Source organism: Pedobacter africanus (assembly GCF_040548825.1).
GTDB classification, from domain to species: domain Bacteria; phylum Bacteroidota; class Bacteroidia; order Sphingobacteriales; family Sphingobacteriaceae; genus Pedobacter; species Pedobacter africanus_A.
The window spans coordinates 271,609-296,263 of sequence record NZ_JBEPSL010000005.1; the positions used below are offsets into that span (position 1 = coordinate 271,609).

Below are 24,655 nucleotides of genomic sequence, written 5' to 3' on the forward strand. Positions count from 1 at the left end.
TTGTCTTGTATGCAGATTTTGGGAAAAATATGCTTCAATACTGCACTTTATTTAATTCATTGTATCTGACGCGTGGCCTGGCCATGTACAATTCACTTTTAAAACATTGCCGTGATTTTCACCTGTATATTGTGGCATTTGATGACGATTGTTTTTATGCCTTGTCCAAACTGCGGCTGGAACATGCTACGGTCATTCCATTAAGCGATTTTGAGAATGAAAACCTGCTGGCAGTAAAGGCAGACAGGACGGCCGGCGAATATTGCTGGACCTGTGCTTCTTCATCAGTTAAGTACTGTATAGAAACTTACGGGCTCGACCATTGCACCTACGTTGATGCGGACCTCCTGTTCTTCAGTGATCCAAAAGTATTGTACGATGAAATGGCTGAAAAATCGGTGCTGATCACGAGCCACCGGTATACACCGCAATTCGACCAGAGTACTACCAGCGGAATTTACTGCGTACAGTATGTAACGTTTAAAAATACGGCAGAAGGTATGGCTGTTTTAAACAATTGGGTTGACGCCTGCCTGGAATGGTGCTTTAACAGGTTTGAAGACAATAAATTTGGGGACCAGAAATACCTGGACGCCTGGACGCAGCAGTTCAGCGGCATACATGAACTGGAGCACCTTGGCGGGGGCGTGGCGCCTTGGAATGTGCAGCAATATGCTTTTGATCATGCTTCAGGACGCATTCAGGGACTGGAGCTGGCCAGCAATAACCGCTTTGACCTGGTTTTTTATCATTACCATGGGTTTGCCTATGCCCTGAACAACAATTTTATGCTCACCAATGATACCTACCCTTTAAACCGGAACCAGATCAAACATATTTACAAACCTTATGTACTGGCCCTTTCAGCAGCAGAAAGCCAGATCGAATTATTGGAAGAAAACATCCAGGCATATAAGGCTACCAATGATGGGACCTGGGTAAAACAGGTGATCGGAAGATCGGTATTGTTCTTTTTAAGAGGATTTTATAAGCAATTCTATTCTAAACGTGCCATAGAATACGGCTTTCCGAATTAATGAGGCTATAGTTCCTGAAATTTAGTATTTTAGTGCTCGGTTAAGACACTAAAATGAGCAAGATCATCAGGGGCATGGCAGGAATAATTGTAGCTGCCGGTCTTTTTTTTGGGACAGGCTGTAAAAAGCCAGAGGGATCGGAAGATACACGGATTAAACCTCCTGTAAGGACTTATGTGGTAACGGCAAGGATAGATAAAAAAGGTACCAACAGCAATTCTGAGGGGACTGCCGTGCTAAAAGGCACTTATGATGAGGGGACAAAAGAATTGAATTATACACTTGAATATAAAGATCTGGTGCCTCAGTTAATTACCCTCAGAAGCGGAGCTAAAGGTTCTGTAGGGACTTTGGTAAAAGAGCTGTATAAGCATACAGATGAAAAGGCAAGCCCTTTACCGGTAAAAGGAGGATTTACTTTAACCTCCCTGCAGGAAAGGACCCTGCTGAAAGGGCAATGGTTTGTTGCTATTGGTACTTTGACATTAAACCCCGAGATATCAGGGATACTTACATTAAAGCAAAAGTAAGATTGGCATGGGGCAGGCGGGCTTTAATGATGAAGACAGGCATTTGCTGGATGCAATTGTACAACACGACAGGCAGCAGTTTGAAATGTTGTATAAGAAATATTACCAGCAGCTGTTCGCCGTGGCCCTTAGGTATGTTGAACATACACAGGTGGCAGAGGAAATTGTACATGATGTATTTATCACCATATGGGATAAAGCAGCACATTTAAATATTCAGTATTCGGTGAAAGGTTATCTGTTTAAAGCTATTGTGAACTCAGCACTAAACTTTATCAAAAAAAATAAGTCAGATGCTAAGAAACAATTGCAGTACCTGTCGGTAAGCGATAAAGAAACTGCGGTACAGTACCAGGCCGATGAAGCTGACGAAGCGATGTTAACTGCACTGGAAGAAGCTTTGAAGCTGCTTCCCGATAAATGCAGACAGGTGATGTACCTTAGCCGCTTCGGAAAACTGAAACAACAGGAAATTGCCGATCAGATGGATATCTCGATCAAAACAGTTAAAAACCATTTAACCTATGGTTTTCAGAAGCTGAGGGAACACCTGGAAAAGCGAAAACAAACGATGATTTCTATTTTAATACTCTTAAATATATTAACGCACTAGAAGAACCTCTTATGAAACAATTTGAAACAAACGAAGAATTGATATATGCCCTGATCATAGATGATCTGGATGGGGCAATTACACCTTCGGATAAGGTTTTTCTGGATCAATGGAGATCTGCTGCCGCTGAAAATGAAAAAACCTATCGGGACTTTTTAAGCGTTCAGCTGAATATGGATAAGCTGTACCAGAGGGACAGGGCTGGGGTAGAGGAGTCCTGGAACGCCCTGGACAAGAAGATCGTGCAGAGGCTGCAAGTTCAGCAGTTTCCGCAAAAAGGGCGGGGTATCCGTTTTTGGTTATCGGCTGCAGCTGCAGTACTGGTACTTTTGTCGCTGACTTACTATTTCATAAATGACAGCAGGTATGTAGTGGTTTCTACAGCAAATCATACTGCAATTACCCGTGTTGTTTTGCCCGACGGTACTGAGGTGAACCTTAATGCAGGAACAACCATCAAATACCTTAAACACGATTTTGTAAAACACAGAAAACTGGAACTGAAAACCGGAGAGGTCTTTATTCATGTTGCCCCGAACAATGTTTCGCGTTTTAGCGTTGACCTGGGAGATGTGACTGCCGAGGACATCGGGACAAGTTTTAACGTGGTTAAAAATGATCAAAAAGTAAGCGTTATTGTAGAAGAAGGGAAAGTTGCCCTTAAGCATTTACAGCTGGACAGGAGCGTGATGCTGAGTGCCGGAAAACTGGGTGTTTATGACATCGGCACCCAGGCACTTGCGGTAGCCGACAATCCGAATGTCAATTACAAGGCCTGGTTGGACAGGAAGTTTGTTTTTAAGGAAATCTCTGTCGCGGAGGCTGCAGAACAGCTGGAAAAAGCCTATCAGGTACCGGTTAATGTTAAAGATGAATCTTTAAAAAGCCGAAAGCTAACGGCCAGCCTGCATTATCAAACTTTGGATAGCGCTCTTGCCGTAATTTCTGCATCTTTGCAGTGCAAGGTAACCAAAGAGAAAAACATGTATGTTTTATCAGAGCACTAAACAAGCATTTTTTATTCTTCTTTTTTTTTGTTTGTTCTGCTCCGCAAAATCTTTTGCCCAGCAAGGGAACCTTCTTGAAATTAAAATCACCATTCAGCTGCCTGCAGACTCCCTGATCAGTACACTGCTCAGGCTGGAACAGAAAAGCGGGAGCAATTTTGCTTTTGATCCTGACCAGCTCAGGGCCATAAGGGTTCCAGCAAGCCGCTTCGTGGAAGCTCCACTGGCCAGGGTGCTCGACAGGATCCTGTTTGGTACCGGCCTTGGATTTAAGCAAATTGGGAATGATATTGTTATAGCACCTGAAAAAGCGCAGGTATGGACCATTCACGGGCATGTGCGCGACCAGTCTAATGGTGAAGAGCTGATTGGTGCTACGGTCCAGATCCCTGCCCTTGAGGCTGGCATTAATACCAATCAGTATGGTTTCTATTCTCTTTCTATTCCCGAAGGGAGTTATTTACTGCTCATTTCGCATCCGGGCTACCAGACCGTCCGGAAGATGATCCGGTTGGATAGAAACCGGCAGGAAGAAATAGAGCTTGCCCTGAAAGAGCGGAACCTGGAAGAAGTGGTCATTAAAAAATCTGACGTGACCCCTAATCCGATATTGCGTAACGAGCAGAATTTTGGGCCTAGGCAAATTGGTCATGTACCTTATTATGCAGGCGAAACAGATGTGATGAAAAGGTTGCAGATGGAAAATGGCATCAAGAACATTACTGAAGGCAGCTCTGCATTGTTTGTCAGGGGTGGAAATTCAGACCAGAACCTGATTTTACTGGATGAAGCCGTTGTTTATAATCCCTCTCATCTGTATGGACTGGTATCGGTTTTCAATGCGGATGCGGTAAACAACCTCCAGGTTTACCGGGATTATATGCCCGCCAACTTTGGCGGGAGGCTTTCATCGGTAATTGTAAACAGGATGGCAGAGGGTAACAGTAAAGAATTTCACGTGAATGGCGGAATTAACCTGATGTCGGCCCGAATAGCGGCTGAAGGGCCCATAGTGAAAGATAAAAGCTCATTCATTGTGGCCTACCGTCGCAGCCTGCTTGATGTATTCCAAAGCAGGTTTAAGCTGTTTAATCCTAACTCTGTTTACTACGACATCAATGCGAAGGCCAATTATAAAATAAATAAGGACAACAGTGTTTTTTATTCTGCCTATATTGGAAAGGACCACCTGCTCTCAGAAAATTCCTATACCAACGATTGGGGAAATTTAACCTCTACCCTCCGCTGGAATCATATTTTTAATTCGAGAGTGTTTTTAAATGTTTCGGCTATTTACAGCAATTACAGCAATTTGCTCGACCTGAATGCCGATACCTTATCCCAAAAAAGTCAGTGGAGCACGGGTGTAAGAGACCTGACTTTAAAGGCGGATTATACCTATTTCCGCAGCCCTACAAACCAGATTAAATTTGGCATCTCCGGTATATATCATCAATTTTCTCCAGGTGAAATGTACCGGCAGGAAGCTTTTGAGTTTAACATTTCCAGGGACAGATCAGTTGAGACCGCAATTTATTACGCCCAGCAGATTTCGCTGGGCAAACGTTTTGAGCTGAACTATGGGTTGCGCATGGGGTTTTTCAGGAACTCTGAGGAAAAGCGGAATGTTTTTGACGATAAGGGCAACAGGCTAAAAAAATATGAACATACTTTCTTTGCCAATCCCGAACCAAGGGTTAACATCAGCTACCTGGCTGCAGCAAACCAGCGCTTGTATGCCACTTATAACCTGAACTACCAATACCTGCAGCTGATCCAGAGTAGCACGCTGGCTTTTTCTTCGCTGGAACCCTGGATTCCTGCTTCTGCAAAGATCAAGCCCCAGCGGTCCGGTCACGCTGCGCTTGGCTATCGCTATGCGCCATTGAATTACCTCTTTTCGGCCAGTGTGTATTATAAAAGGTTCAGCAATCAGCTCGAGCTGATGGGACATGCCCAGATCATCCGTAACCCTGAGGTCAGGACCCAGTTGAAGGCCGGCAGCTCAGACGCCTATGGTCTGGAGCTGGAGGTAAGCAAGACTGCCGGCAAGTTTTCAGGAACCCTGGCTTACAGCTATTCCAGGGCATACCGGAAAATTGCCGGTATAAATTTTGGGGAACGTTTTGTGGCCAATTATGACATCCCGCATGAGCTAAAGCTTACTGCCCGGTACGAACTGAACAACAGCTTTTCATTTCAGTCGTTTTTTACCTATACTACCGGCCGCCCCCTTACTTTGCCTGTGGGCTACTATCAGCATGATGGCCTGAACGTGCCTATTTTTGAAGGAAGAAATACAAACCGTTTCCCCGATTTCAGCCGGCTGGATATTTCTGCACAGTACCGGTTGCAATCCAGGTTGGGCAGTAAGCGTGTACTGTCGCATACCATCTCAATAGGGGTATATAATTTATATAACCGAAAAAATCCCTTATATTACCATCTGAATTCTTCTTCATTTGAATCAAAAAGAAGTACTATTGAATATGGTTTCGGTGTTTATCCATGGCTTGCATATAGCTTTAAAATTTGATCTCTGATATGTGTTGTTTCAGAAATTATATGGCGGTGCTGATGTTGTTTCTGACCTTTACCGGTTGTAAAAAGATAGCTATGGAGGATTCCTTTTTAAAACCCCGCAGGGTGTACGACCTGGCGGTTGAGGGTGGGATCAATACATTGATGAGGGTCCAGTACCTCCGGCTTACCAAACCAGCGCTGCATCCCGATTCGACACCCAAGCCCATTTCAAAAGCTTCTGTGGTGGTGAACGATGGAAAAACAAATATGGTGTTCCGGGAAACGACTACGGCAGGTGTTTATACGGTAACAAACCTTAACGATCCGAACTACAATCATGCCTATACGCTAACCATAAAATACGACAATAAAACCTATACTGCCGTGGATACCCTGAGGCAGGTGGTCAATATTGTAGACGATTTTTTACCACTGTCGGCGCGCCAGCGCAGCGAAACCAAAACCGTAGACGGCACCATTCCCAAACATACATTCGGGTACATTAACCCCAATAAATGGTTCATCGCCTACCAGGATATCCCACTCTGGAACCCTGCAAAATTTGATCAGACCAAATATTACAGCTATACCCACATTCTTGGCTCTCCGAATTCCCTGTATCCACTCAATAACCTGAAAAGAACATTTACATTGGGGCAGGACGACTATATCTCTATATACAAGATTTCCCTGTCGGAAAACTATGCAAAATACCTGTATGCGGTGTTTATGGAGACGGATTGGAGTGGTCTGTTTTCGAGTGTACCGGTAAATGTTGAGGGAAATATTTCCGGGAACGCGCAGGGATATTTTTCTGTAAGCGATGTGGACCTCCGAAGGTACAAGGCCGGGGAACTGTAGCACTTTAAACATTAAGGTAGTTGTTGTTGTTAATCCATAACAGTTTAACAAGAACGGCATGGGCGACAAAAAAGATAATTATAGATTCTGGAAATGGGCGGGAGGTACTTTGTGCATTTTATTGATCATTGTTGGAGGAACCGCATGGTATCTGAGCGTAAAATGGAAACCCATCATTACTACAAAATTAAAAACCGCTGTTTACAACAAATCCCGACACCTTTACAGACTCGAATTTAAAGATGTCAGCATCAACCTGCTTACAGGAAGTGCAGCCCTGCACGAGGTGTCGCTGGTTCCCGACACTGCTGTTTACCGGCAGCTAAAGGTGGCAGAGCTTGCCCCGGCCAATATTTTCCAGCTGAAACTGAAAAAACTGCAGATCAGCAGGCTGGGGATTTTAACGGCCTGGTTCAAAAAGGAAATTACCATGAACGCCATTATCCTCGAAAACCCCTCCATCAATATGATTCACTACCAGGTCAGGAAAAAAAAGGATAAGGATACTGCCGATTTGTACAAAATGATTGCTGAGCAGTTTCGCTCTTTACACATTAAAACGATCCGGGTTGTGAACGCTGATTTCGACTATATCGATGGTGCAACCTCAAAAAAAAGAAATTCTGTTAAGCACCTTAACCTGTATATCGACGATTTTCTGGTGGATTCCCTTTCGCATTCGGATACCTTGAGATCGTATTATGCCAAAGATATCCGCTTTGAGCTGACCGGCTACAGGTCGTTAAGCAAAGATAAAATGTATACCATGAAAGTGGATTCGATCAAAGGATCGGTTAAAGGAAAAACCGTCACTGTTACCGGTTTTCAAATGATTCCAATGTACCCCGAGCTCGAATTTTCACGTAAATATACTTATGGTAAAGATCGTTATGATTTGATCTTTAATAAAATAAGTTTTACAGGGCTTGATTTTGCCAGGCTCGATACTGACGGATCGCTGCATGCCCAGGCGCTTAAGCTGGGGCCGGCAAAGGTTGATATTTTTGTAAACAGGGAACTGCCGCCCCCACCAAATCTTGATAAAGTGAGGAACTTTCCCCATCTGGCCCTGAAGCGGCTTCCTATCCCCGCCATTATGGATACCGTGAAACTGGAGAATATCGATCTGGCCTATACAGAGTATAACCCTATCAGTCAGAAAAAAGGCACGGTTTATTTTCAGAACATCAAAGGGAATATTGTCAATGTGAGCAACGATTCCCTGCAGCTTTCCAAAAATAACCATGCCATAGCCCACCTGTCGGCCCTGGCTATGAAAACCAGCCGCATTGATGTGCGGATTGACTTTAACCTTACCGCAAAAAATGCAGCCTTCAGCTATAGCGGACATGTGGGGCCAATGAACCTGAAGGTCCTGAACCCCATGGCCAGGAATACAGGATTGGTAGAGATAGAAAGCGGACAGATGCAGAAGGCCGATTTTAACATTGACGCCAATGCAAGCGGATCGTCTGGCCAGGTAAATTTCTACTATACAGGTCTTAAAATAAAGCTGCTTAAAGAGGGAGAAGATGGTATGCCTGTAAAGAAAAAGGGCTTTCTTTCTTTTTTAGCAAATGAATTGCTGATAAAAGATGCCAATCCGTCAAAAGGGGAGCCTGCGAGGTCTGCAAAGATCAGATTTCAAAGGACACCTGCCGCTTCCTTTTTTAACCTGATGTGGAAGAGTTTTTTTATCGGCATGCGTGAAATTGTAGGGATTGGGGCAGTTCCTGTAAAGACCCCTGAAGAGGCCATGGAAAAGGTTAAAGACAAGAAACAGGAACGCCTGAAGAAAAAAGGAGAATAAAAATGTATATTGGGGTTAAACTACCGGCCTATGACTGTAAAAACCCGTCAAAAATACATGATACTTAAGTGGTTTGGCATCGGGTTACTCTTTGGCATAGTATTTCTTACCGCCATGACCTGGTATCTCAGCATTAAGCTGAAGCCCATCCTTACCAGCGAAATAAAGGAACTCGTGGCCAGCTCAACGGAGCAGCTTTATCACATCGAATTTTCTTCTGTAAGTACCAATGTTTTAACCGGAATATCTGCCCTGAATGAAGTAAAGATTAGCCCGGATACCAATGTTTACCATCGGCTAATCGCCTTAAAACGGGCCCCGAACAATCTCTACAAAATAAAGCTGAAGAAACTTGCGATCAGAAATTTCCATCCCTGGAGGGTATGGCGGGAAAAGAAACTGAATATAGACCTCCTGTTATTTGACAATCCCTGTGTGGTAATGATCAACCGGCAATTTGATTTTAATGAAGATAAATTGCCGCATCCCAAAAAATCGCCGTACGACTACATTTCCAAATACCTCAGGGAATTGCGTATTGAAACCATAGATTTTAAAAATGCCAGCTTTAAATACATCAATAAAAATGGTGCAAAGGCCGAAACTGACTCTTTAGCAAACCTGAATGTTACCTTAAAAGACTGGCTGATCGATGCCCATTCTGCTGCGGATAAAAGCAGGTTGTACCTGTTGAAGGATGTGATCATCAACCTGAAAGATTATACATTTGCCACGCCCGACAGCTTGTATCATGTGAACCTGAACCAGCTCGATTTCTCAGCATCCACAGGCGAACTGAACATCAAAAGTTTTACGGTTGTGCCCCGCTTGGATGAAATGACCTTTGCTGATCCGTTGGGCTACGCAAAAGACCGCTACAATGTGCAGATGAGCAATATTAACCTTAAGGGGATCAACCTGCCCCTATACATTTTAAAACAGGAACTTTTTGCCCGGGAGATGAATGTGGCGAACGGATCTGTTGCGGTACTGAACAACAACGCCTTCCCCAAAAAGGTGGAGCTGAAAACCGGGCGCTATCCACAGCAGTTGCTGCAAAAGGCAAAAGGGCAGCTTACGATAGCACAGCTTAATCTGAGCAATATCGACATCAGCTATTCTGAGTTTAATCCCAAAAGCGGGCATAGGGGCACGGTTACTTTTGCGCAGACTTCCGGCAGTGTAGGCAATGTAACCAATGTGGAAAGGACTAAAGCTAAAAACCCTGTTATGGTGGCCAGTTTTACGACCTATCTGATGGGTTCAGGGAAGCTGGACCTCAATTTCAAGGCCAATCTGGATGCTAAAGATGGCGCTTTTTCCTATTCGGGAGTGCTGACCAACCTGGATGGACGTACCCTGAACCGCATGACCAAGCCGTTGGGACTGATAAGGGTGAACAGCGGAAATTTCAAAAAGCTGGAGTTTGCCATTGACGCCAATGACCGGGAGGCCAGGGGAAAGCTTAGCTTTGCGTATAACGATTTGTCGGTAGCCCTGCTCAAAAAGGTAAAGGGACGGGAACGCCTGGTTAAACAGGGACTGATGTCTTTTCTGGCCAATGCCCTGATCATCAATGCTGATAATCCCAATTCTGCAGGCGTGTTTGTAACAGCCCCGGTTTATTACAAAAGGGTAGAAACGGCCTCGTTCTTTAATTTTATCTGGAAAACCCTTCTGCAGGGTATAAAATACAGTGTTGGCCTGACACCAGAAAAAGAAAAGCGGGTAAAGGCACAAATAGCCCGGTTTGGGAAGATGAAGGCCGAGCGGCAGGAGCGTATAAAAAGAAGGGCCGAACGGAAAGAAAAAAAATAGCCCCTGAATTTCAGAGGCTATCGATCTGCTATTTCAATAATTCTTCAGGAACCGGCCTGTTCAGCAGGTTCTGGTAATAGAAACGAAAGCGTTCTGCCCTGTCGTGAGGCGATTTTACACCACCCCAGCCATGCCGGCCTCCCGGATAGATCATCAGTTCGAAATGTTTGTTTGAATTTTGCAGTTTATCGATCAGTTGTATGGTATTCTGCATGTGTACATTGTCGTCCATATCACCGTGCATAATGCGCAGTAAGCCTTTGTAGTTGTTTACATAGGTCAGTACCGATCCGTTTTTATAACCTTCAGGGTTTTCCTGCGGGGTGTCCATAAAACGTTCTGTATAATGGGTGTCGTATAGCTCCCAGCTGGTTACGGGCGCCCCTGCATAACCAAAATCAAAATCGTTTGCCCCCATGGTTAAAGCCATACAGGTCATGTAGCCTCCGTAGCTATGGCCGGTAATGAGCAGCTTTTTATTGTCTACCCATGGCTTGGCTTTTAACCAGCGTGCCGCAGTGGTATAGTCTTTCATTTCCCATTTGCCCAGGTTGCGGTGCATCAGGGCAACGCCTGCTTTCCCAAACTGGCCTGAAGCACGGTGGTCTACGGCAATTTGTATGATCCCTTCATTGGCCCACCATTGGTTCCCGGTCCCTTTCCAGGTATTGGTTACTGTTCCGGCATTGGGACCACCATAAATGCTCATGACTACAGGGTACTTTTTGTTCTGGTCAAAATTTGTAGGATAAGTAATTACTGCAGGCAGGTTATAGCCATCATCAGTAGGGATACTGATCATTTCGGTTTTGCCGAAGGCATATTGGTCAAAGTCGGCCGACCGGCTGTCGCCCAGTTCTTTGATGATTTTTCCTGTATTGTCAAGTAATGCCCTTTTTGGTGGTGTAGCAACATTGGAATAGGTGGTAATGAAATAACTTCCCTCTGGCGACAATTGCACCTGATGTGTATAGTCGCCAAAGGTCAGGCGTTTAAAGTTCTTACCACTGTAATCTGCACGGTAAAGATCTGTGCGGGTTGAGGCTTCTTTACGGGCCATAAAGTAAATTACCTTGTTCTTTTCGTCTACATGCATCAGGTCGGTCACCTGCCACTTACCGCTCGTTATCGGGTTTATAAGTTTGCCTTCCAGTGTGTAAAGGTAAAAATGTGCCCAGCCAGTCTTGTCGCTTTTAAGGATATAGTGTTTTTTGTCCTGCAGGTACTCAATCCGGCCATCATAATCCAGATCAACCCAGGAAGATTGTTTTTCATCATACATCTCTTTTTTTGCACCCGTGGCCGGATTTACCGAATAGAATTTCAGGTTGTCCTGTCCGCGGTTCATCCATTGTACCATCAGGCTGCTGCCATCGTAGCTCCAGTAGGGTGTGCCGAAATACTGGTCGTCTTTTTCATTAAAATCTGCCCATACAACAGGGCCGCCACTGGTTTTTACAAAACCTACCCTGACTTCCGGGTTGGGGTCTCCGGCCTTGGGATAGCGTGTTTTTTCTACATAACCGTGCTGGCCGGTAGCACCGTTGATCGGAAACATGGGTACTTTGGTGTCGTCAAAACGCATAAAAGCGATGTGCCTGCTGTCTGGTGCCCACCAGAAAGCCCGGTAATTGGTTGGCCTGCCCAGAATTTCCTCGAAGTACACCCATGACGACCAGCCATTGTAAATTACATCCGTCGCATCCGTGGTATATCTGGTCTCTTTCGCGGTCTCTGTATCTACAGAAAATAAGTCGTTGTTACGGGTAAAGCCTACATGTTTACCATCGGGCGATAAGAGCGGGTTTTTCTCTTCGTCTTTGTCGTTAGTCAGGCGTTTTGCTTCATCCTTGCCATATTGGATATAAATATCGTTGTCTTTAACAAATACATTTACATTGCTTTTTGGAGGAGGGGTATAAGCAGTTTTTGCTCCGGTTTTTAAGTCAACAGCATACAGTTTGCGATCTTTGGCGTCAACCTCTACGTAATGGTTATTGTCACTCCAGCCAGCTACCATGCTCATTGGTTTGGTTAGTGAGGGCTGTCCGCCAAATATTTGCTGTTGGTTTAGCTGTTTGAGCTGGGCCTGGACATTGCTGTTTAAAAACAATACGCCGGCTAAGCCCAGGATTAAGTGTGGCTTCATTTGAATAAGTGTAGTTAGTTTTATAGGGTTTATAATAAAGCTTGGAAAACACTAAAGTAATAAAAAAGGCGCCCTCTTTAAGGCGCCTTAAAAAAATTAATCTTTATGTTACAATACCCAGTTCCAGCCAAACTCATCTGGTGCCAGTCCGTAACGGATATCGTTCAGTGATTTTGCAATACCTGCTGAAATGGTACGTGTTGCAGGGTCTGTTAAAGTATAGGTCTTACCCTGGTAACCAATTTCGCCGATTGGTGTAACTGTAGCCGCGGTTCCTGCCGCAAATGCATCGGTCAGTGTACCGTTCTCAATTCCTGCAATCACTTCTTTTACGCTTACACGTCTTTCTTCAACCTCAACACCGGCTTTTTTTGCCAGCTGAATAATGGTATCGCGGGTTACGCCATCTAAAACGGTGCTTCTTACCGAAGGGGTAACCAGTTTGCCGTTAAGTACAAAGATCAGGTTTGCAGTTCCGGCTTCTTCAATAAACTCATGCGTAGCAGCATCTGTCCAGATCAACTGATCAAAACCTTCTTTCTGCGCTTCAGCAAAAGGATATAAAGAGCGGGCATAGTTACCTGCAGTTTTGGCATAACCAACTCCGCCGTCATCTGCACGGGTATATTCTGTTTCGATTTTTACTTTTAAAGCTTTGCTGTAATAAGGGCCGGTAGGCGTGGTTAATAAAGCGAAGGTATATTTGTCTGAGGGTTTTACGCCCAGATAAGGGTCGGTCGCAAACATTACCGGACGGATGTACAGGGAGTAACCTTCCTGTGCCGGTACCCAGCGCTCATCAATTTCGATCAATGCAGCGATGCCCTGCATAAAGATTTCTTTGGATATCTCTGGCATCGACATGCGTACCGCCGATTTGTTGAAACGCTCAAAGTTTTTCTCTGGTCTGAAAACACTGATCTTACCATTTTCCAGGCGATAAGCTTTCATCCCTTCAAAGATAGCCTGACCGTAATGCAGCGCAGAAATGGCCGGGCTCATTGGAATAGGCCCGTAAGGCAGGATCTGCAGATTGCCCCAGCTCCCGTTATCATATTCTGCAATAAACATATGGTCAGAAAATACCTTCCCAAATGGCAACTGGGAAAAATCAGTTACCGTAAGCCTGCTCTGTTCAGCCTTAGTGATCGTCATATCAAGTGTATCATTCATTGTAGTAAGAGTTACCTGATGCAAATTTACGATAAATATCTGTCTGGTAGTTAATATAAAACCCGGAATTTTATGGTATGCTCAATCTTTTTCAGCGATTTGAACAATTGTTTATCGTATTCTGTGTTGATATCGGTTATTACATAGCCAATACTCGGATTGGTCATCAGGAACTGCCCCACAATATTGATGTCGTGTTTTGCAAAAATGGTGTTCACCTTCGCCATGATTCCCGGAACGTTTTTGTGGATATGGATCAGGCGGTGTGACTTGTCAATTCTTGGCAATTGTAAATTGGGGAAGTTACTGCTGAGGTAGGTGGTTCCGGTGTTCATGAAATCAATCATCCTTTTAGGGATGAAGGTGAGGTTGCGTGGGTTGTGTTTTACGTCGTCAAATACCACCACGCCCAGCCCGGTGCATATACCTGTGTCTACCTTGCCTTTTGTACTGCCCAGGTAGCCCAGGGTTTTCAGTTTAACTGCTCTTTTCAGTTTTTCGGGTTCCAGCTTTTCCCCATCAGCCAGCAGCAGCATGTGCACATCTGCTACATATTTCTCTTCGAAAGAGGTTTTATGGCGTACAGAGAACCCATCCTTCCTCAGCATATCGATGCTTTGTGCATCCACATCGCCGATAATCAGGCAAAGGATCCTGTTCTTTGGATAGGATATCGCCCTGGGCAGGTTGTTTACATATAAAAACTCATCAAAGCTTGGGGTGATGTGGTCGGCCTTTTTAACAATACTTTCCCTGGCGATGTTTTCTGTAAAAGCGTAAAACTTTTTGATGAGACCACTTTCGCGCAGCTGAAAATCAGAATACCCGTCACCAATGCCATACAAATCGCCCTCGAGGTTCATTTGCTGCATCAGCTTTACTTTTCCGCCCTCCTCACTCAATGGGTTGGAATGGTCATAATCTATAATTTTACCATCACCTGTTGTGACAAAGGTATTGGCATAGATATTTTCCTTTTTTATGTGATACTGACTAACCACCGGTGTGATGAACTCTTTAAAACCTCCGGAAACGATCAGTACTTCATCTGCATGTTTTTTAAAGAATGCTGCATTGCGCGAAAATGAAGCAGATACCTTTTTCTTTAAGCGGGTGATCAGCTGCTTCAAATGATCTTCATTTGCTTCCAGCAATTTTACCCTCTGGGCCAGGCTTTCGCCAAAGGAAAGTTTGCCTTCCATGGCCAAATTGGTATAATCTTCAATTTTTTGAAAAATAGCTTCTTTTTCAGGGTGTTTTTTCAGGGAAATGCGTGCCAGTTCATCCAAGGCTTCAACCTGCGTAAAAGTGCTGTCGAAATCAATGATGTAAAAATTCTTTTGCTTCATCCGTTCAGGAGTAATGATATTTAGGTGGTAATAAGGTGGTTAATAATTATGTCAAAGATATAAAACCATTTGATTTTTTGCCAATCCTTAAAATAAATCAACGAAATCGTAGTAGTTTGTTAACGATTAATGAAAAATGTAATGGAGATGAAAAATCAATCTGCTTGCCTGCAGATCTCTTCAATGCTTTGTTTTAAGGGTTTAAAGGTAATCCCGATAGCTGCTTTTATCTTCTCGTTGCTGTAAAGGCTTTCATTTAAGCTGCTCCTGGCTGCATCGCTGGTAAGTGAAGCGGGTTTACCCGTAAACAGGGAAGCCAGTTTTGCGGCCCTCCAGGCAATGGCCAGCATCCAGGGCCTTGCTTCCCTTGTGGGAGGTTTAACCCCATAACCCCGGGCTATTTCTCCAAAAAACTGTTTGTAGTGGTAATTTTCCGATGAGATGGTAAAACGTTCTGCTGTTGCCGGACTATCCATCAATGCGATCATGCATTTGGCTACATCAGCTACATCCACGATTCCTGTAGCGCCCCTGGTGTAGAACGAGAGCCCATCTTTCACCAGTTTAAAAATAGCTCCGCTGCCCTCAAAGCCGGCAGCTGCACCAATAATGACAGAGGGGTTTACGATGAGTGCGTCAAGACCTTCGGCAATGCCCCGCCATACTTCCATTTCACCTTCATACTTGGACACCGCATAGCTGTGGGCTTTCACATCATATTCCCAGAAATCCTTTTCCGTAATCAGCTCCCCTTTTTTTGCATTGCCCAATGCAGCCACCGAACTCACATGCAGCAAGCGGGCTCCAGAGGCTATACAAAGGTTTACAATGTTGGCCGTACCTTCAATATTGACCCTCAAAAGCTTCGCTTTGTCTTTAGGGTTAAAAGAAACAAATGCTGCACAATGGTAAACCTGACCTACACCTTCAAAAGCATCTTCCAGATCAGAAAAGTTATTGATGTCGGCAACAACCCATTCCACCAATCTGTTGTCTTTGATCAGATCCGGAATAGCCGAGCCCTCCCTTTTCAAAGCCCTGAGCTTTATGCCCTGCCTGGTTAGCTGGTGTATCAGTTCTGAACCTAAAAAACCAGTGGCACCGGTAACCAATATCATGTTATTTTTTTTAGGATGTTCATTAAAATATGCGCTCAAAAATAGATATTTGATGCCATACATTTATAGCAGAATATGTCTTTATCAGATTTTTTTTCTCCGGTAAACCCCGACAAGTTTACACCAAAACAGGGATTCTATACCAGTCAGCTTGGTTTAAAGGCCGGGTTTTTTACGGATAAATTCCCAGACCTGGGCGAAAAAAAATACGATATCGCCATTTTTGGTGTGCAGGACGACCGTGCTGCGGTAAATAATGAGGGCTGTGCATTGGCTCCCGATTATTTCAGGTCCCAGTTTTACAGTTTAAATGAAGGTCCGTTTATTTCCAGAATCATTGATCTGGGGAACATTAAGGCCGGGGCATCCATTTCAGATACTTATGTGGCGGTAAAAACAGTGGTGGCCGAGCTGATTAAGCTGGATATCCTGCCGGTGATCATTGGCGGAGGGCAGGACCTGACCTATGCGCAGTACCTGGCTTATGAAAGCCTGGAGCAAAAGGTAGATCTGGTGGTGGTCGACAGTAAGTTTGACCTTGACGAGGAAGACGAAGAAGGATTGGCCGCCAAATCGGATACCTATCTGAATAAAATCCTGCTGCATCAACCCAATTATCTTTTCAATTTCAGTAATATAGGGTACCAGACCTATTTTGTGAACCAGGACAGCTTGAAAGTCATGAGTAAGCTCTATTTCGATGCACATCGTTTGGGAGAGTTTGCCAGCGATATTACTTTAACGGAACCCATCATCAGGAATGCCAGCATGATCAGTTTCGACATCAGCGCCATTCGCTCCTCTGATGCGGGCGCCAATGCCAATGCGAGTCCGAATGGCTTTTACGGAGAGCAGGCCTGTGCCATTACCCGCTATGCAGGGATGAGTGATAAACTTACCTCTATTGGTTTCTACGAATTTAACCCCGCATTTGATCAGAACGGGCAAACAGCGATGCTGCTGGCGCAAATGGTATGGTATTTTATAGAAGGCTATTATAACCGTAAAAAGGATTTTCCGTTGAGCCCGAAGTCGCAATACCTCATTTACAGGGCCAGCTTAAACGATGGGTCTGCCGAAATGCTTTTTGTAAAAAGCAAGAAATCGGACCGCTGGTGGATGCAGGTGCCTTACCCTACAGGTATCTCTAAGAATGAACGTTACCACCTGGTTCCCTGCCGTTACGACGATTATACCACTGCAGTAAATGGCGAAATGCCGGATCTCTGGTGGCGCACCTTCCAAAAGCTACTATAATATTACATTAAACCCTGCGTTGTAATTTCAGTCTATTGAGTAAATTTGAACTACAAATAACTTTAACTTATTATTGAAATTATGAAAAAGATCGTATTGATCGCAACCTGTTTGTTGCCTGCCGCTGTTATGGCACAAGGTAAATTTACCATTAATGGTAAAGTTGGCAACCTGGGTTCTCCCGCAAAAGCTTACCTGACGTATGGCCCAAGAGCCACTCCGGTAACAGATTCAGTTGACATTAAAGGTGGTAAATTTGCATTTACAGGTTCCACAGCAGGCATAAGCCAGGCTTCTATCCGGATTAAACACGATAGCGCTCCTGCAAAACGCGGCGTGGCTGGAGATATGCTTGGGTTTTACCTGGAGCCTAAAGCTATGGAAATCGTATCGGCTACTGACTCAGTGAAACATGCTGTAATCAAAGGCTCAAAAGTGAATGAGGACAATGCAAAATACAAAGCATTGACCAAGTCCGCAGATGAAAAAGGTGCTGCTTTAATGGCAGAATACCGTAGCAAAACTCCTGAAGAGCGTAAAGATGAGGCTTATATGAAAACGGTTTATAGCCGTGATGAAGCGATCAGGAAAGAAACAACTGAACTGAACAAAAAATTCTATGCTGCAAATCTTGATTCGTATGTAGGTTTAGTGGCTTTCAGAAGTATTATGGATGTTGATGGCGACCTGAAAGGAACAGAAACAGACTTCAATAAGTTCTCTGCTGCTGTTAAGGCGACAGACCTGGGTAAAAGCATTGCACAATCCATTGATGCGGCCAAGAAAACAGGAGTAGGACAATTGGCGATGGACTTTACACAAAACGATGTAAATGATAAGCCGGTTAAATTGTCCGACTTCCGCGGAAAATATGTATTGCTTGATTTCTGGGCTTCGTGGTGCGGTCCTTGCCGTGGCGAAAACCCGAATGTGGTAAAAGCATACAATGCTTATAAAGACAAAAACTTTACCGTACTTGGTGTTTCATTGGACAACCCTGGTAAAAAACAGGATTGGTTAAATGCAATTGAAAAAGACGGCCTGACCTGGACACACGTGTCGGATCTTAAAGGATGGGACAATGCTGCTTCAAAAATGTATGGTGTACGCGGTATTCCTGCAAACTATCTGATCGATCCTTCAGGAAAGATTATCGCTAAGAATGTAAGAGGCGAGGAACTGCAGAAAAAACTTGCTGAAGTTCTGGGCGCAGGACAGTCCAAATAACTTTGGTATCTTATTATAAAAAAGACCACTGGAGGCAGCACCTTCAGTGGTCTTTTTTATTTGTCGGAATTGGCCCCCTAAAATGGCGCCGCTGCCCCCGCTTTATAGTAGAACATCTGGTTAACTTTAATTGTTCATTATAAAAACAAAAGAAGATGGAAACGAAAACAGCTAGCAGCAGAATGCAGTCACTGGTTATACTCTATGACATGCATACCGATTACTTTATAAGGGCTTTGGATGGCATTTCCGATAAGGATGCCCACAACCGCCTAGGTACCAAAGCCAATCATGTGGCCTGGCTTACCGGCAGCCTGATTCAGGAAAGATTTGAAATGGCAAAGCTTTTGGGAGTACAAGAGACTCCAGCCGCAAACGATTTCTTTAAAGACCACCAAGGTATTCAGGATAACGTTACTTATCCGTCACTGGAGGCTTTTAAGAACGACTGGAGAAAGATCAGCCCATTGCTGAGAGACGCCTTCATCAATGCAACAGATGAGCGCCTGAACGAAATGATTGAAATGCCCGGAATGAAGTTCAGCTTGTTTGAGTATGTGACCTTTTTAATTTACAGGGAGGCCAATTGTATCGGGCAGATTGCTTTATGGAGACGCCTGATGGACTACCCGGGACTTAAATACGATTAAGCGCATAATTGGTATATTTTTTGCTGAAAAACAAGGGGTTAGGTAATGTGAAAACATTAGCAAAACTCTCTATGGCTACAAAAACCACCAATTTAGAATCGCAGCAGATCCCATTTCCGAATGAGTGCTGTCCCGTTTTTATCAAGTATTTTGAGGGGTATAATTACCATGAAATTGCTGCGGCGTTAAATTTGCCGCTGAAAACGGTTAAGGAACGACTTAGAAATAATAAACGCAGGTTAAGGATCAATCTCAGGATGTTTGCCCGCAATTTCAGGGCTGCCCTACATGATTTGTAAATATACAATGCCTATGTACAGAAGAGGCCGGTAACCCGGCCTTTCTTATTTTAAAATAAACTATCGCTGTTTTAAGAAATCAGGTCAAACCCAATGTCTTCCCTGAAGTATTTGCCATCAAAATAAATGCGTGCAGCATCAGCCGTTGCAGATTGTAAAGCCTCAAACTGGCTGTCCTGCAGACTGGATACTGCCAAAACGCGGCCCCCATTTGTTTTCACTACACCGCCCTCCAGTATCGTGCCGGCATGGAATACCTGCGAATCCCTTACATTTTCAATTCCACTTATGGTTTTTCCTTTTTCATATTCGCCAGGATAGCCGCCGGCAACGATCATCACTGTAGCTGCATTTTTAGGACTGATATCCAGTTTATATCCTTTCAGTTTCTTTTTTGATGCCGCAAGGAAGAGCTCCACCAGATCGCTTTCAATCCTTGGCATTACACTTTCCGTTTCCGGATCGCCCATACGGCAATTGTATTCTATTACCAGGGGTTTTTCGTTTACTTTGATCAATCCGAAGAAAATGAAGCCGGTGTAATCTATGCGGTCTTTCTTTAAACCATTGATGGTGGGGATAATGATATCGCGTTCTACTTCATCCATAAAAGATGTGCTGGCAAAAGGTACCGGAGATACTGAACCCATACCACCGGTGTTTAAGCCGGTATCGCCTTGCCCGATGCGTTTGTAATCTTTCGCCTCCGGCAGGATTACATAGTTTTCACCATCGCTAAGCACAAATACAGAAAGCTCTATGCCACTTAGAAACTCTTCTACAACAACTGTTGCTCCTGCATCACCAAACTTACCACTTAGCATCAGTTTCAGCTCTTCCTGAGCTTCGGCTGTATTGTCCAATATTAAAACACCTTTACCTGCGGCCAGCCCGTCAGCTTTTAAAACAATAGGAAGGGCATGCGATTGCAGATAGGCCAGTCCTTCTTCAAGGGTCTCACTGGTAAAAGAGCGTGAGGCCGCTGTAGGGATACCGTGGCGAGCCATAAATTGCTTGGAAAAATCCTTACTGCCTTCCAGAATAGCACCTTCTTTTTTAGGACCGATCACCGGAATGCCTGCCAGTTCTTCATCATTTACAAAAAAATCGTGAATTCCGTTTACCAGAGGCTCTTCAGGACCGACAACTACCAATGCAATATTTTCTTTAAGTACCAGTGCTTTTACAGCTTCAAAGTTATTGGGGTTAATGTTTACGTTTTTACCATAAGCATTTGTGCCGCCATTGCCCGGAGCGATAAACAGTTGTGAGCATTGAGAAGATTGACTGATCTTCCAGGCAAAAGCACTTTCTCTGCCGCCGGAACCTAATAGTAAAATGTTCATTCGTGTTTGATTTGTTGTTTTATCTGCAGATGGATTCCCCATCTCCGGCAAATATACCGCCTAACTCAAACAAATCCTAAACTTACCAGTAAACTGTATAGAGTGCTACCAATATTCCTATTATAATGAGTGCGCCGACAGCAAAACTTCGCGTTGTTTTGAACATGCTGGTATCTACTTCCAGCCCCTTTGGATTTATGCCCTTTTTGTTTTCAATTGCACTGATGATGTACATGCCCATTGCACAAAATAAGAAAACAAAGCCCATTCTGTCGAGAAATGGAATTTCATACAGCATTGCGCCGTTTTCCTGTTTTACCAGCTTAGAAAAACCAAAGACTTGCAGAAACTCCAGGTTGACCATTGCAGGCAATTTTTTTAGCAGCACAGACAGTGAAAATCCGCCAAGCGTAGCAAATAATGCAGCATTTGAAGTTGTTTTCTTCCAGAAAAAACCAAGTATGAACATCGCAAAGATACCCGGAGAGAAAAATCCGGTGTATTCCTGGATAAACTGGAAACCTCCCTTTTTATCAATGCCCAGATGGGGGGCGATGACTACACCCAATACCATGGCTACAATAATGGTAATTTTGCCTACCATTACCAGATTACGCTCAGAAGCTTCCTTTTTAATGGCTTTTTGATAAATGTCGAGTGTAAAAATGGTAGCAATGCTATTGGCTTTACCCGCTAGTGACGCCACCACTGCAGCGGTCAGGGCTGCGAAGGATAGCCCTTTTAATCCGGCAGGCAACAGGTTCAGAAGTACAGGATATGCCCTGTCCGGGTTAACGGTTCCGTCCTGTAGCATTTCAGTCTGAAATGCACCGTCTTTGTATAGCACGTAGGCGGCAATGCCTGGTAGTACCACTATCACGGGCATGAGCAACTTCAGGAAGGCCGCGAAAAGAATGCCACCCCGGGCTGTATTCAGGTCGGCTCCAAGGGCCCTTTGGGTAATGTACTGGTTGCATCCCCAATAGTTCAGGTTTACAATCCACATGCCACCCGCCAACACGGTTAAGCCAGGTAAATCGATATAGCTTTCATTGTCGGGCTTAAGGACCATATGAAAATGTTCTGAAGCTTTTTGTGTCATTACCGAGTAGCCCTGTAAAATTCCCTCAGTACCATAATGTTCTGAAACCAGGTTTAAGGCAAGATAGGTGGTGGCCAGTCCGCCAAGAATAAGAAAGAACACCTGGATTACATCGGTGTATCCAATCACCTTCATTCCGCCCAGTGTAATGATAATGGCAAACGCAGCAATGGCATACATGCAAAGGTTTATATCAAAACCAGAGATGCTGCTAACCGCCAGGGCGCCAAGGTAAAGAATGGAAGTTAAATTAACTACAATATAAAGCAGTAGCCAGAAAATAGCCATGATCATTGCTACTGTGCTGTTGTATCGCTGGTGCAGGAACTGTGGCATGGTAAATATCCTGTTTTTAAGGTATACCGGGATAAAAAATACGGCCACAACAATAAGGGTTGCTGCCGCCATCCATTCATATGTGGCAATGGCAAGCCCCATTTTAAAACCTGAACCGCTCATTCCAATGAATTGCTCAGCCGAGATATTTGAAGCGATAAGTGATGCCCCTATGGCCCACCAGGTTAATGAACCTTCTGCCAGGAAGTAATCTTTTGATCCTGCGGATGCCGATTTTTTCTTGTTATAGATGTAGAGCCCATAAGCAGCTACAATGATAAAATAGATAAAAAATACAATATAATCTTTGGTGTCCAGCAGGTTGTTGCTCATGAGATTGGTTTATTTGGTTAGCATTGGTAAAGCGCTTTAAAGCCCGGATTTTGTCCCTTTCAGGCTGTAATATAAATTGAAAAGGTAACAGGGTATTAAAATGAAATAGGCATACTGATTATTGGTGTATTTAGCTAAAGCACCATAAACAAGTGGCATAACAGCACCGCCCGCCACACCCATGATCAGAATTGCTGAACCGCGGTTCAGCAGCTTGCCTTTTAAGCCCTTAAGGGCCTGCGGCCATATAGCTGGCCATAATAATGCATTAGACAGTCCCAGCAAGGCAATAAAGACGATAGAGCCCGTACCCGGCACAAATATAGCCAGTAACGATATACAAAGGCCGAGACAACTGGAGTAAGTGAAAGCTTTTTCCTGCGAAATGAGCCTGGGAATGGCAAATACCCCAAACATATACCCCAACATGGTGCTGGCCAATGTATAAGAGGTAAGGTGTTTGGCAATATTTAAGGATAAGCCATGGTAGATGCCATAATTACCAATGGTGTCTCCAGCAATAACCTCTAGTCCTACGGTCGAAAATATGGCAATAAAACCCATTATAAAATTTTTTCTGATCATAGCTGGTTGCTCAGAAGGGCTGTTGTTTCCGCTTGCCGGTGCCGCTGGGTTTTCAATTTCGGGCAGGTGTGCAAACCGGATCATATAGGCAATAATCAACAGCATAGCTGTAAGTACGAGGTAAGGCATTATTACTGCGTGGGCAAGGTTATCCAGCCGCGTCTGTCTCTCGGCATTCCCCATGCTTTGCAGTTCGGCAATCAGTCCATCCGAGTTTTTTAGAATAATGGCACCCAGGATAAGGGGCGCTATTACACCTGCAAACTTGTTGCAGATCCCCATAATGCTAATACGCTGTGCGGCTTTTTCTGGTGGACCCAGCAAGGTGATGTAAGGATTTACTGCAGTTTGCAGCAAAGTTGTGCCAGTTCCAACCACAAATAGCCCCAACAGAAACAGGGGATAATAGCGCATCAGTGCCGCAGGAATAAAAAGAGCACAGCCAACTGCCATGATGAGCAGTCCTACACGCATTCCTTTAACCATGCCAGTTTGCTCCAGGATCTTGCTGGAGGGAATGGCCATAACCGTATACGATATGTAAAATGCAAAAGTAACCAGGTAGGCCTGCCATTCTTCCAGCTCGCAGGCTATCCTCAGGTAAGGGATAAGCGTCCCGTTAACCCAGGTAATGAACCCGAAAATGAAGAAAAAGGCCCCGATGGTAATGATTTGCCGGGTAAGGACATTTTTTGATGGCGCAGGTATGGTCAAGGTCTCATGTGGCATAATATCTGGTTTTAAGTAAGTCTTTCATATAATTGTTGAGCGTCCATTGATGTGCGGGTGCATCAGCTCTTTTTGATACCATGTAAGGGTAAGGGCCGAACTCTGCGGTGAAAGTAAATACGCTGGATTTTATTTTTTCCTGCATCCCAACTGCCTTGTCCCAATATTTTAAATGATGATCAAGAGCCTCTGCCCATTCCGGCTCGCGTGGATCACATACCTGCGGGCCCTGGGTGAAACCAATACGGGAATGAATATGTGCTGTTCTGGATAGTGCCAGGTCAACCGCCGGGGCCTGATCTTCCAGGTAGCTTTCTGCAACGGCAAACCAATGTGAAATGTCGAGTGTCAATTGCAACCAGGGCAGCTTTTCCAGGTAGGCCTGCGTGATATGTGCAGCAAAGCTGAATTTTCCCCGATGCGTTTCATGGACAATGGGTACACCGGTCTTATCGCTGATCTCCCTTGCCAGCGATAAAAGGGCTACGTTCTGCTCAAAACTAAAGTGGTCTTTCCCGGTATGGGAGGTAATAAACATCGGTTTGGTCCGGGCAATTGCCAGTAGCCTGGATTCCATTTCCTGCCGGTGTAGCTTAAAATCAGGACTTACCGTATCCCAGTGCACGGCGATCAGTTTTAAATCCAGATCGTCAAGGGCGCGTGTCATTTTTTTTTGCACAGCAGGATCTGCTGGCAGGCTAATCTCCACACCATCGTAACCCTCTTCCTTTACCTTCCTTAAGAAGTGGGCCCATTCCAGCTGCTCGCTACCCCAGTGTGTGCAGAAAAACAGTTTTTCCATG

20 protein-coding genes are annotated in these 24,655 nt (G+C 44.4%); 12 read left to right on the top strand and 8 right to left on the bottom strand.

The features are described from left to right. Window positions 1-29: 29 nt before the first annotated feature. Genes ABIE26_RS22965 through ABIE26_RS23000 form a run of 8 tightly spaced genes read left to right on the top strand, consistent with a single transcriptional unit; the run spans window position 30 to window position 10,199 of the window. On the top strand, window positions 30-1,037 hold the full coding sequence (locus tag ABIE26_RS22965) for a glycosyl transferase (RefSeq protein WP_310145935.1): 1,008 nt from the start codon (window positions 30-32) through the stop codon (window positions 1,035-1,037). A 53-nt stretch (window positions 1,038-1,090) separates the two neighbouring features. Then, window positions 1,091-1,567 (top strand): CHRD domain-containing protein, encoded by a 477-nt coding sequence (locus ABIE26_RS22970; RefSeq protein ID WP_310145934.1) that lies wholly within the window; start codon window positions 1,091-1,093, stop codon window positions 1,565-1,567. Window positions 1,568-1,574: 7 nt separating this feature from the next. Next, entirely contained in the window at window positions 1,575-2,180 is a 606-nt protein-coding gene (locus tag ABIE26_RS22975) for an RNA polymerase sigma factor (protein ID WP_310145933.1), read from the top strand. 11 nt (window positions 2,181-2,191) lie between these two features. Then, window positions 2,192-3,187, top strand: coding sequence for a FecR family protein (locus ABIE26_RS22980; protein ID WP_310145932.1), 996 nt, complete (start codon window positions 2,192-2,194; stop codon window positions 3,185-3,187). 31 nt (window positions 3,188-3,218) lie between these two features. Further along, entirely contained in the window at window positions 3,219-5,723 is a 2,505-nt protein-coding gene (locus ABIE26_RS22985; RefSeq protein ID WP_310145931.1) for a TonB-dependent receptor domain-containing protein, read from the top strand. A gap of 8 nt (window positions 5,724-5,731) precedes the next feature. Next, a complete protein-coding gene (locus tag ABIE26_RS22990) occupies window positions 5,732-6,571 on the top strand; it encodes a DUF4249 family protein (protein ID WP_310145930.1) in 840 nt (279 codons plus the stop codon). A 58-nt stretch (window positions 6,572-6,629) separates the two neighbouring features. Continuing rightward, window positions 6,630-8,381, top strand: a complete 1,752-nt coding sequence (locus tag ABIE26_RS22995) for a hypothetical protein (protein WP_310145928.1) — start codon at window positions 6,630-6,632, stop codon at window positions 8,379-8,381. 30 nt (window positions 8,382-8,411) lie between these two features. Beyond that, window positions 8,412-10,199, top strand: a complete 1,788-nt coding sequence (locus ABIE26_RS23000) for a hypothetical protein (protein WP_310145927.1) — start codon at window positions 8,412-8,414, stop codon at window positions 10,197-10,199. A 28-nt stretch (window positions 10,200-10,227) separates the two neighbouring features. On the opposite strand, the gene ABIE26_RS23005 is transcribed toward ABIE26_RS23000, so the two are convergent. The 4 genes from ABIE26_RS23005 to ABIE26_RS23020 form a co-directional block, all read right to left on the bottom strand. Then, window positions 10,228-12,348, bottom strand: coding sequence for a S9 family peptidase (locus tag ABIE26_RS23005; RefSeq protein WP_310145926.1), 2,121 nt, complete (start codon window positions 12,346-12,348; stop codon window positions 10,228-10,230). Between the two features lie 108 nt (window positions 12,349-12,456). Continuing rightward, entirely contained in the window at window positions 12,457-13,521 is a 1,065-nt protein-coding gene (locus tag ABIE26_RS23010; protein ID WP_310145925.1) for a branched-chain amino acid aminotransferase, read from the bottom strand. A gap of 50 nt (window positions 13,522-13,571) precedes the next feature. After that, window positions 13,572-14,870, bottom strand: a complete 1,299-nt coding sequence (locus ABIE26_RS23015; RefSeq protein WP_310145924.1) for an HAD-IB family phosphatase — start codon at window positions 14,868-14,870, stop codon at window positions 13,572-13,574. Between the two features lie 155 nt (window positions 14,871-15,025). Next, window positions 15,026-15,988, bottom strand: a complete 963-nt coding sequence (locus tag ABIE26_RS23020) for an NAD-dependent epimerase/dehydratase family protein (RefSeq protein WP_310145923.1) — start codon at window positions 15,986-15,988, stop codon at window positions 15,026-15,028. Window positions 15,989-16,063: 75 nt separating this feature from the next. Between ABIE26_RS23020 and ABIE26_RS23025 the strand changes: the two genes are divergently transcribed. From ABIE26_RS23025 to ABIE26_RS23040, 4 genes are all read left to right on the top strand, one after another. Continuing rightward, a complete protein-coding gene (locus ABIE26_RS23025; RefSeq protein WP_310145922.1) occupies window positions 16,064-17,245 on the top strand; it encodes a formimidoylglutamase in 1,182 nt (393 codons plus the stop codon). 81 nt (window positions 17,246-17,326) lie between these two features. Further along, window positions 17,327-18,472 (top strand): TlpA disulfide reductase family protein, encoded by a 1,146-nt coding sequence (locus ABIE26_RS23030; RefSeq protein WP_310145921.1) that lies wholly within the window; start codon window positions 17,327-17,329, stop codon window positions 18,470-18,472. 155 nt (window positions 18,473-18,627) lie between these two features. Continuing rightward, the gene (locus ABIE26_RS23035) at window positions 18,628-19,122 is read left to right on the top strand and encodes a DinB family protein (protein ID WP_310145920.1); all 495 of its coding nucleotides are present in this window, start codon (window positions 18,628-18,630) and stop codon (window positions 19,120-19,122) included. Window positions 19,123-19,169: 47 nt separating this feature from the next. Continuing rightward, window positions 19,170-19,421 carry a hypothetical protein gene (locus ABIE26_RS23040; RefSeq protein WP_310145918.1) on the top strand — a complete coding sequence of 84 codons (252 nt, stop codon included), beginning with the start codon at window positions 19,170-19,172 and terminating at the stop codon, window positions 19,419-19,421. 71 nt (window positions 19,422-19,492) lie between these two features. Here the strand turns inward: ABIE26_RS23040 and purD are convergent, their stop codons facing one another. The 4 genes from purD to ABIE26_RS23060 all read right to left on the bottom strand — a co-directional run bounded on the left by purD (window position 19,493) and on the right by ABIE26_RS23060 (window position 24,654). After that, window positions 19,493-20,767 carry a phosphoribosylamine--glycine ligase gene (gene purD / locus ABIE26_RS23045; protein ID WP_310145917.1) on the bottom strand — a complete coding sequence of 425 codons (1,275 nt, stop codon included), beginning with the start codon at window positions 20,765-20,767 and terminating at the stop codon, window positions 19,493-19,495. 82 nt (window positions 20,768-20,849) lie between these two features. Further along, window positions 20,850-22,538 (bottom strand): sodium/sugar symporter, encoded by a 1,689-nt coding sequence (locus tag ABIE26_RS23050; RefSeq protein WP_310145915.1) that lies wholly within the window; start codon window positions 22,536-22,538, stop codon window positions 20,850-20,852. Window positions 22,539-22,574: 36 nt separating this feature from the next. After that, the gene (locus tag ABIE26_RS23055) at window positions 22,575-23,852 is read right to left on the bottom strand and encodes a sugar MFS transporter (protein ID WP_310145913.1); all 1,278 of its coding nucleotides are present in this window, start codon (window positions 23,850-23,852) and stop codon (window positions 22,575-22,577) included. Then, window positions 23,842-24,654: a sugar phosphate isomerase/epimerase family protein gene (locus tag ABIE26_RS23060; protein WP_310145911.1), complete on the bottom strand. Its 813-nt coding sequence runs from the start codon at window positions 24,652-24,654 to the stop codon at window positions 23,842-23,844. Before ABIE26_RS23060 ends, ABIE26_RS23055 begins: the two co-directional genes overlap by 11 nt. Window position 24,655 lies beyond the last annotated feature (1 nt).

Bases quoted from the DNA above. Each gene is read 5' to 3' on its own strand.
- ABIE26_RS22965 (WP_310145935.1), top strand. From the start codon at position 30: ATGCTTCAATACTGCACTTTATTTAATTCATTGTATCTGACGCGTGGC.
- ABIE26_RS22970 (WP_310145934.1), top strand. From the start codon at position 1,091: ATGAGCAAGATCATCAGGGGCATGGCAGGAATAATTGTAGCTGCCGGT.
- ABIE26_RS22975 (WP_310145933.1), top strand. From the start codon at position 1,575: ATGGGGCAGGCGGGCTTTAATGATGAAGACAGGCATTTGCTGGATGCA.
- ABIE26_RS22980 (WP_310145932.1), top strand. From the start codon at position 2,192: ATGAAACAATTTGAAACAAACGAAGAATTGATATATGCCCTGATCATA.
- ABIE26_RS22990 (WP_310145930.1), top strand. From the start codon at position 5,732: ATGTGTTGTTTCAGAAATTATATGGCGGTGCTGATGTTGTTTCTGACC.
- ABIE26_RS22995 (WP_310145928.1), top strand. From the start codon at position 6,630: ATGGGCGACAAAAAAGATAATTATAGATTCTGGAAATGGGCGGGAGGT.
- ABIE26_RS23000 (WP_310145927.1), top strand. From the start codon at position 8,412: ATGACTGTAAAAACCCGTCAAAAATACATGATACTTAAGTGGTTTGGC.
- ABIE26_RS23005 (WP_310145926.1), bottom strand. From the start codon at position 12,348: ATGAAGCCACACTTAATCCTGGGCTTAGCCGGCGTATTGTTTTTAAAC.
- ABIE26_RS23010 (WP_310145925.1), bottom strand. From the start codon at position 13,521: ATGAATGATACACTTGATATGACGATCACTAAGGCTGAACAGAGCAGG.
- ABIE26_RS23015 (WP_310145924.1), bottom strand. From the start codon at position 14,870: ATGAAGCAAAAGAATTTTTACATCATTGATTTCGACAGCACTTTTACG.
- ABIE26_RS23020 (WP_310145923.1), bottom strand. From the start codon at position 15,988: ATGATATTGGTTACCGGTGCCACTGGTTTTTTAGGTTCAGAACTGATA.
- ABIE26_RS23025 (WP_310145922.1), top strand. From the start codon at position 16,064: ATGTCTTTATCAGATTTTTTTTCTCCGGTAAACCCCGACAAGTTTACA.
- ABIE26_RS23030 (WP_310145921.1), top strand. From the start codon at position 17,327: ATGAAAAAGATCGTATTGATCGCAACCTGTTTGTTGCCTGCCGCTGTT.
- ABIE26_RS23035 (WP_310145920.1), top strand. From the start codon at position 18,628: ATGGAAACGAAAACAGCTAGCAGCAGAATGCAGTCACTGGTTATACTC.
- purD (WP_310145917.1), bottom strand. From the start codon at position 20,767: ATGAACATTTTACTATTAGGTTCCGGCGGCAGAGAAAGTGCTTTTGCC.
- ABIE26_RS23050 (WP_310145915.1), bottom strand. From the start codon at position 22,538: ATGAGCAACAACCTGCTGGACACCAAAGATTATATTGTATTTTTTATC.
- ABIE26_RS23055 (WP_310145913.1), bottom strand. From the start codon at position 23,852: ATGCCACATGAGACCTTGACCATACCTGCGCCATCAAAAAATGTCCTT.
- ABIE26_RS23060 (WP_310145911.1), bottom strand. From the start codon at position 24,654: ATGGAAAAACTGTTTTTCTGCACACACTGGGGTAGCGAGCAGCTGGAA.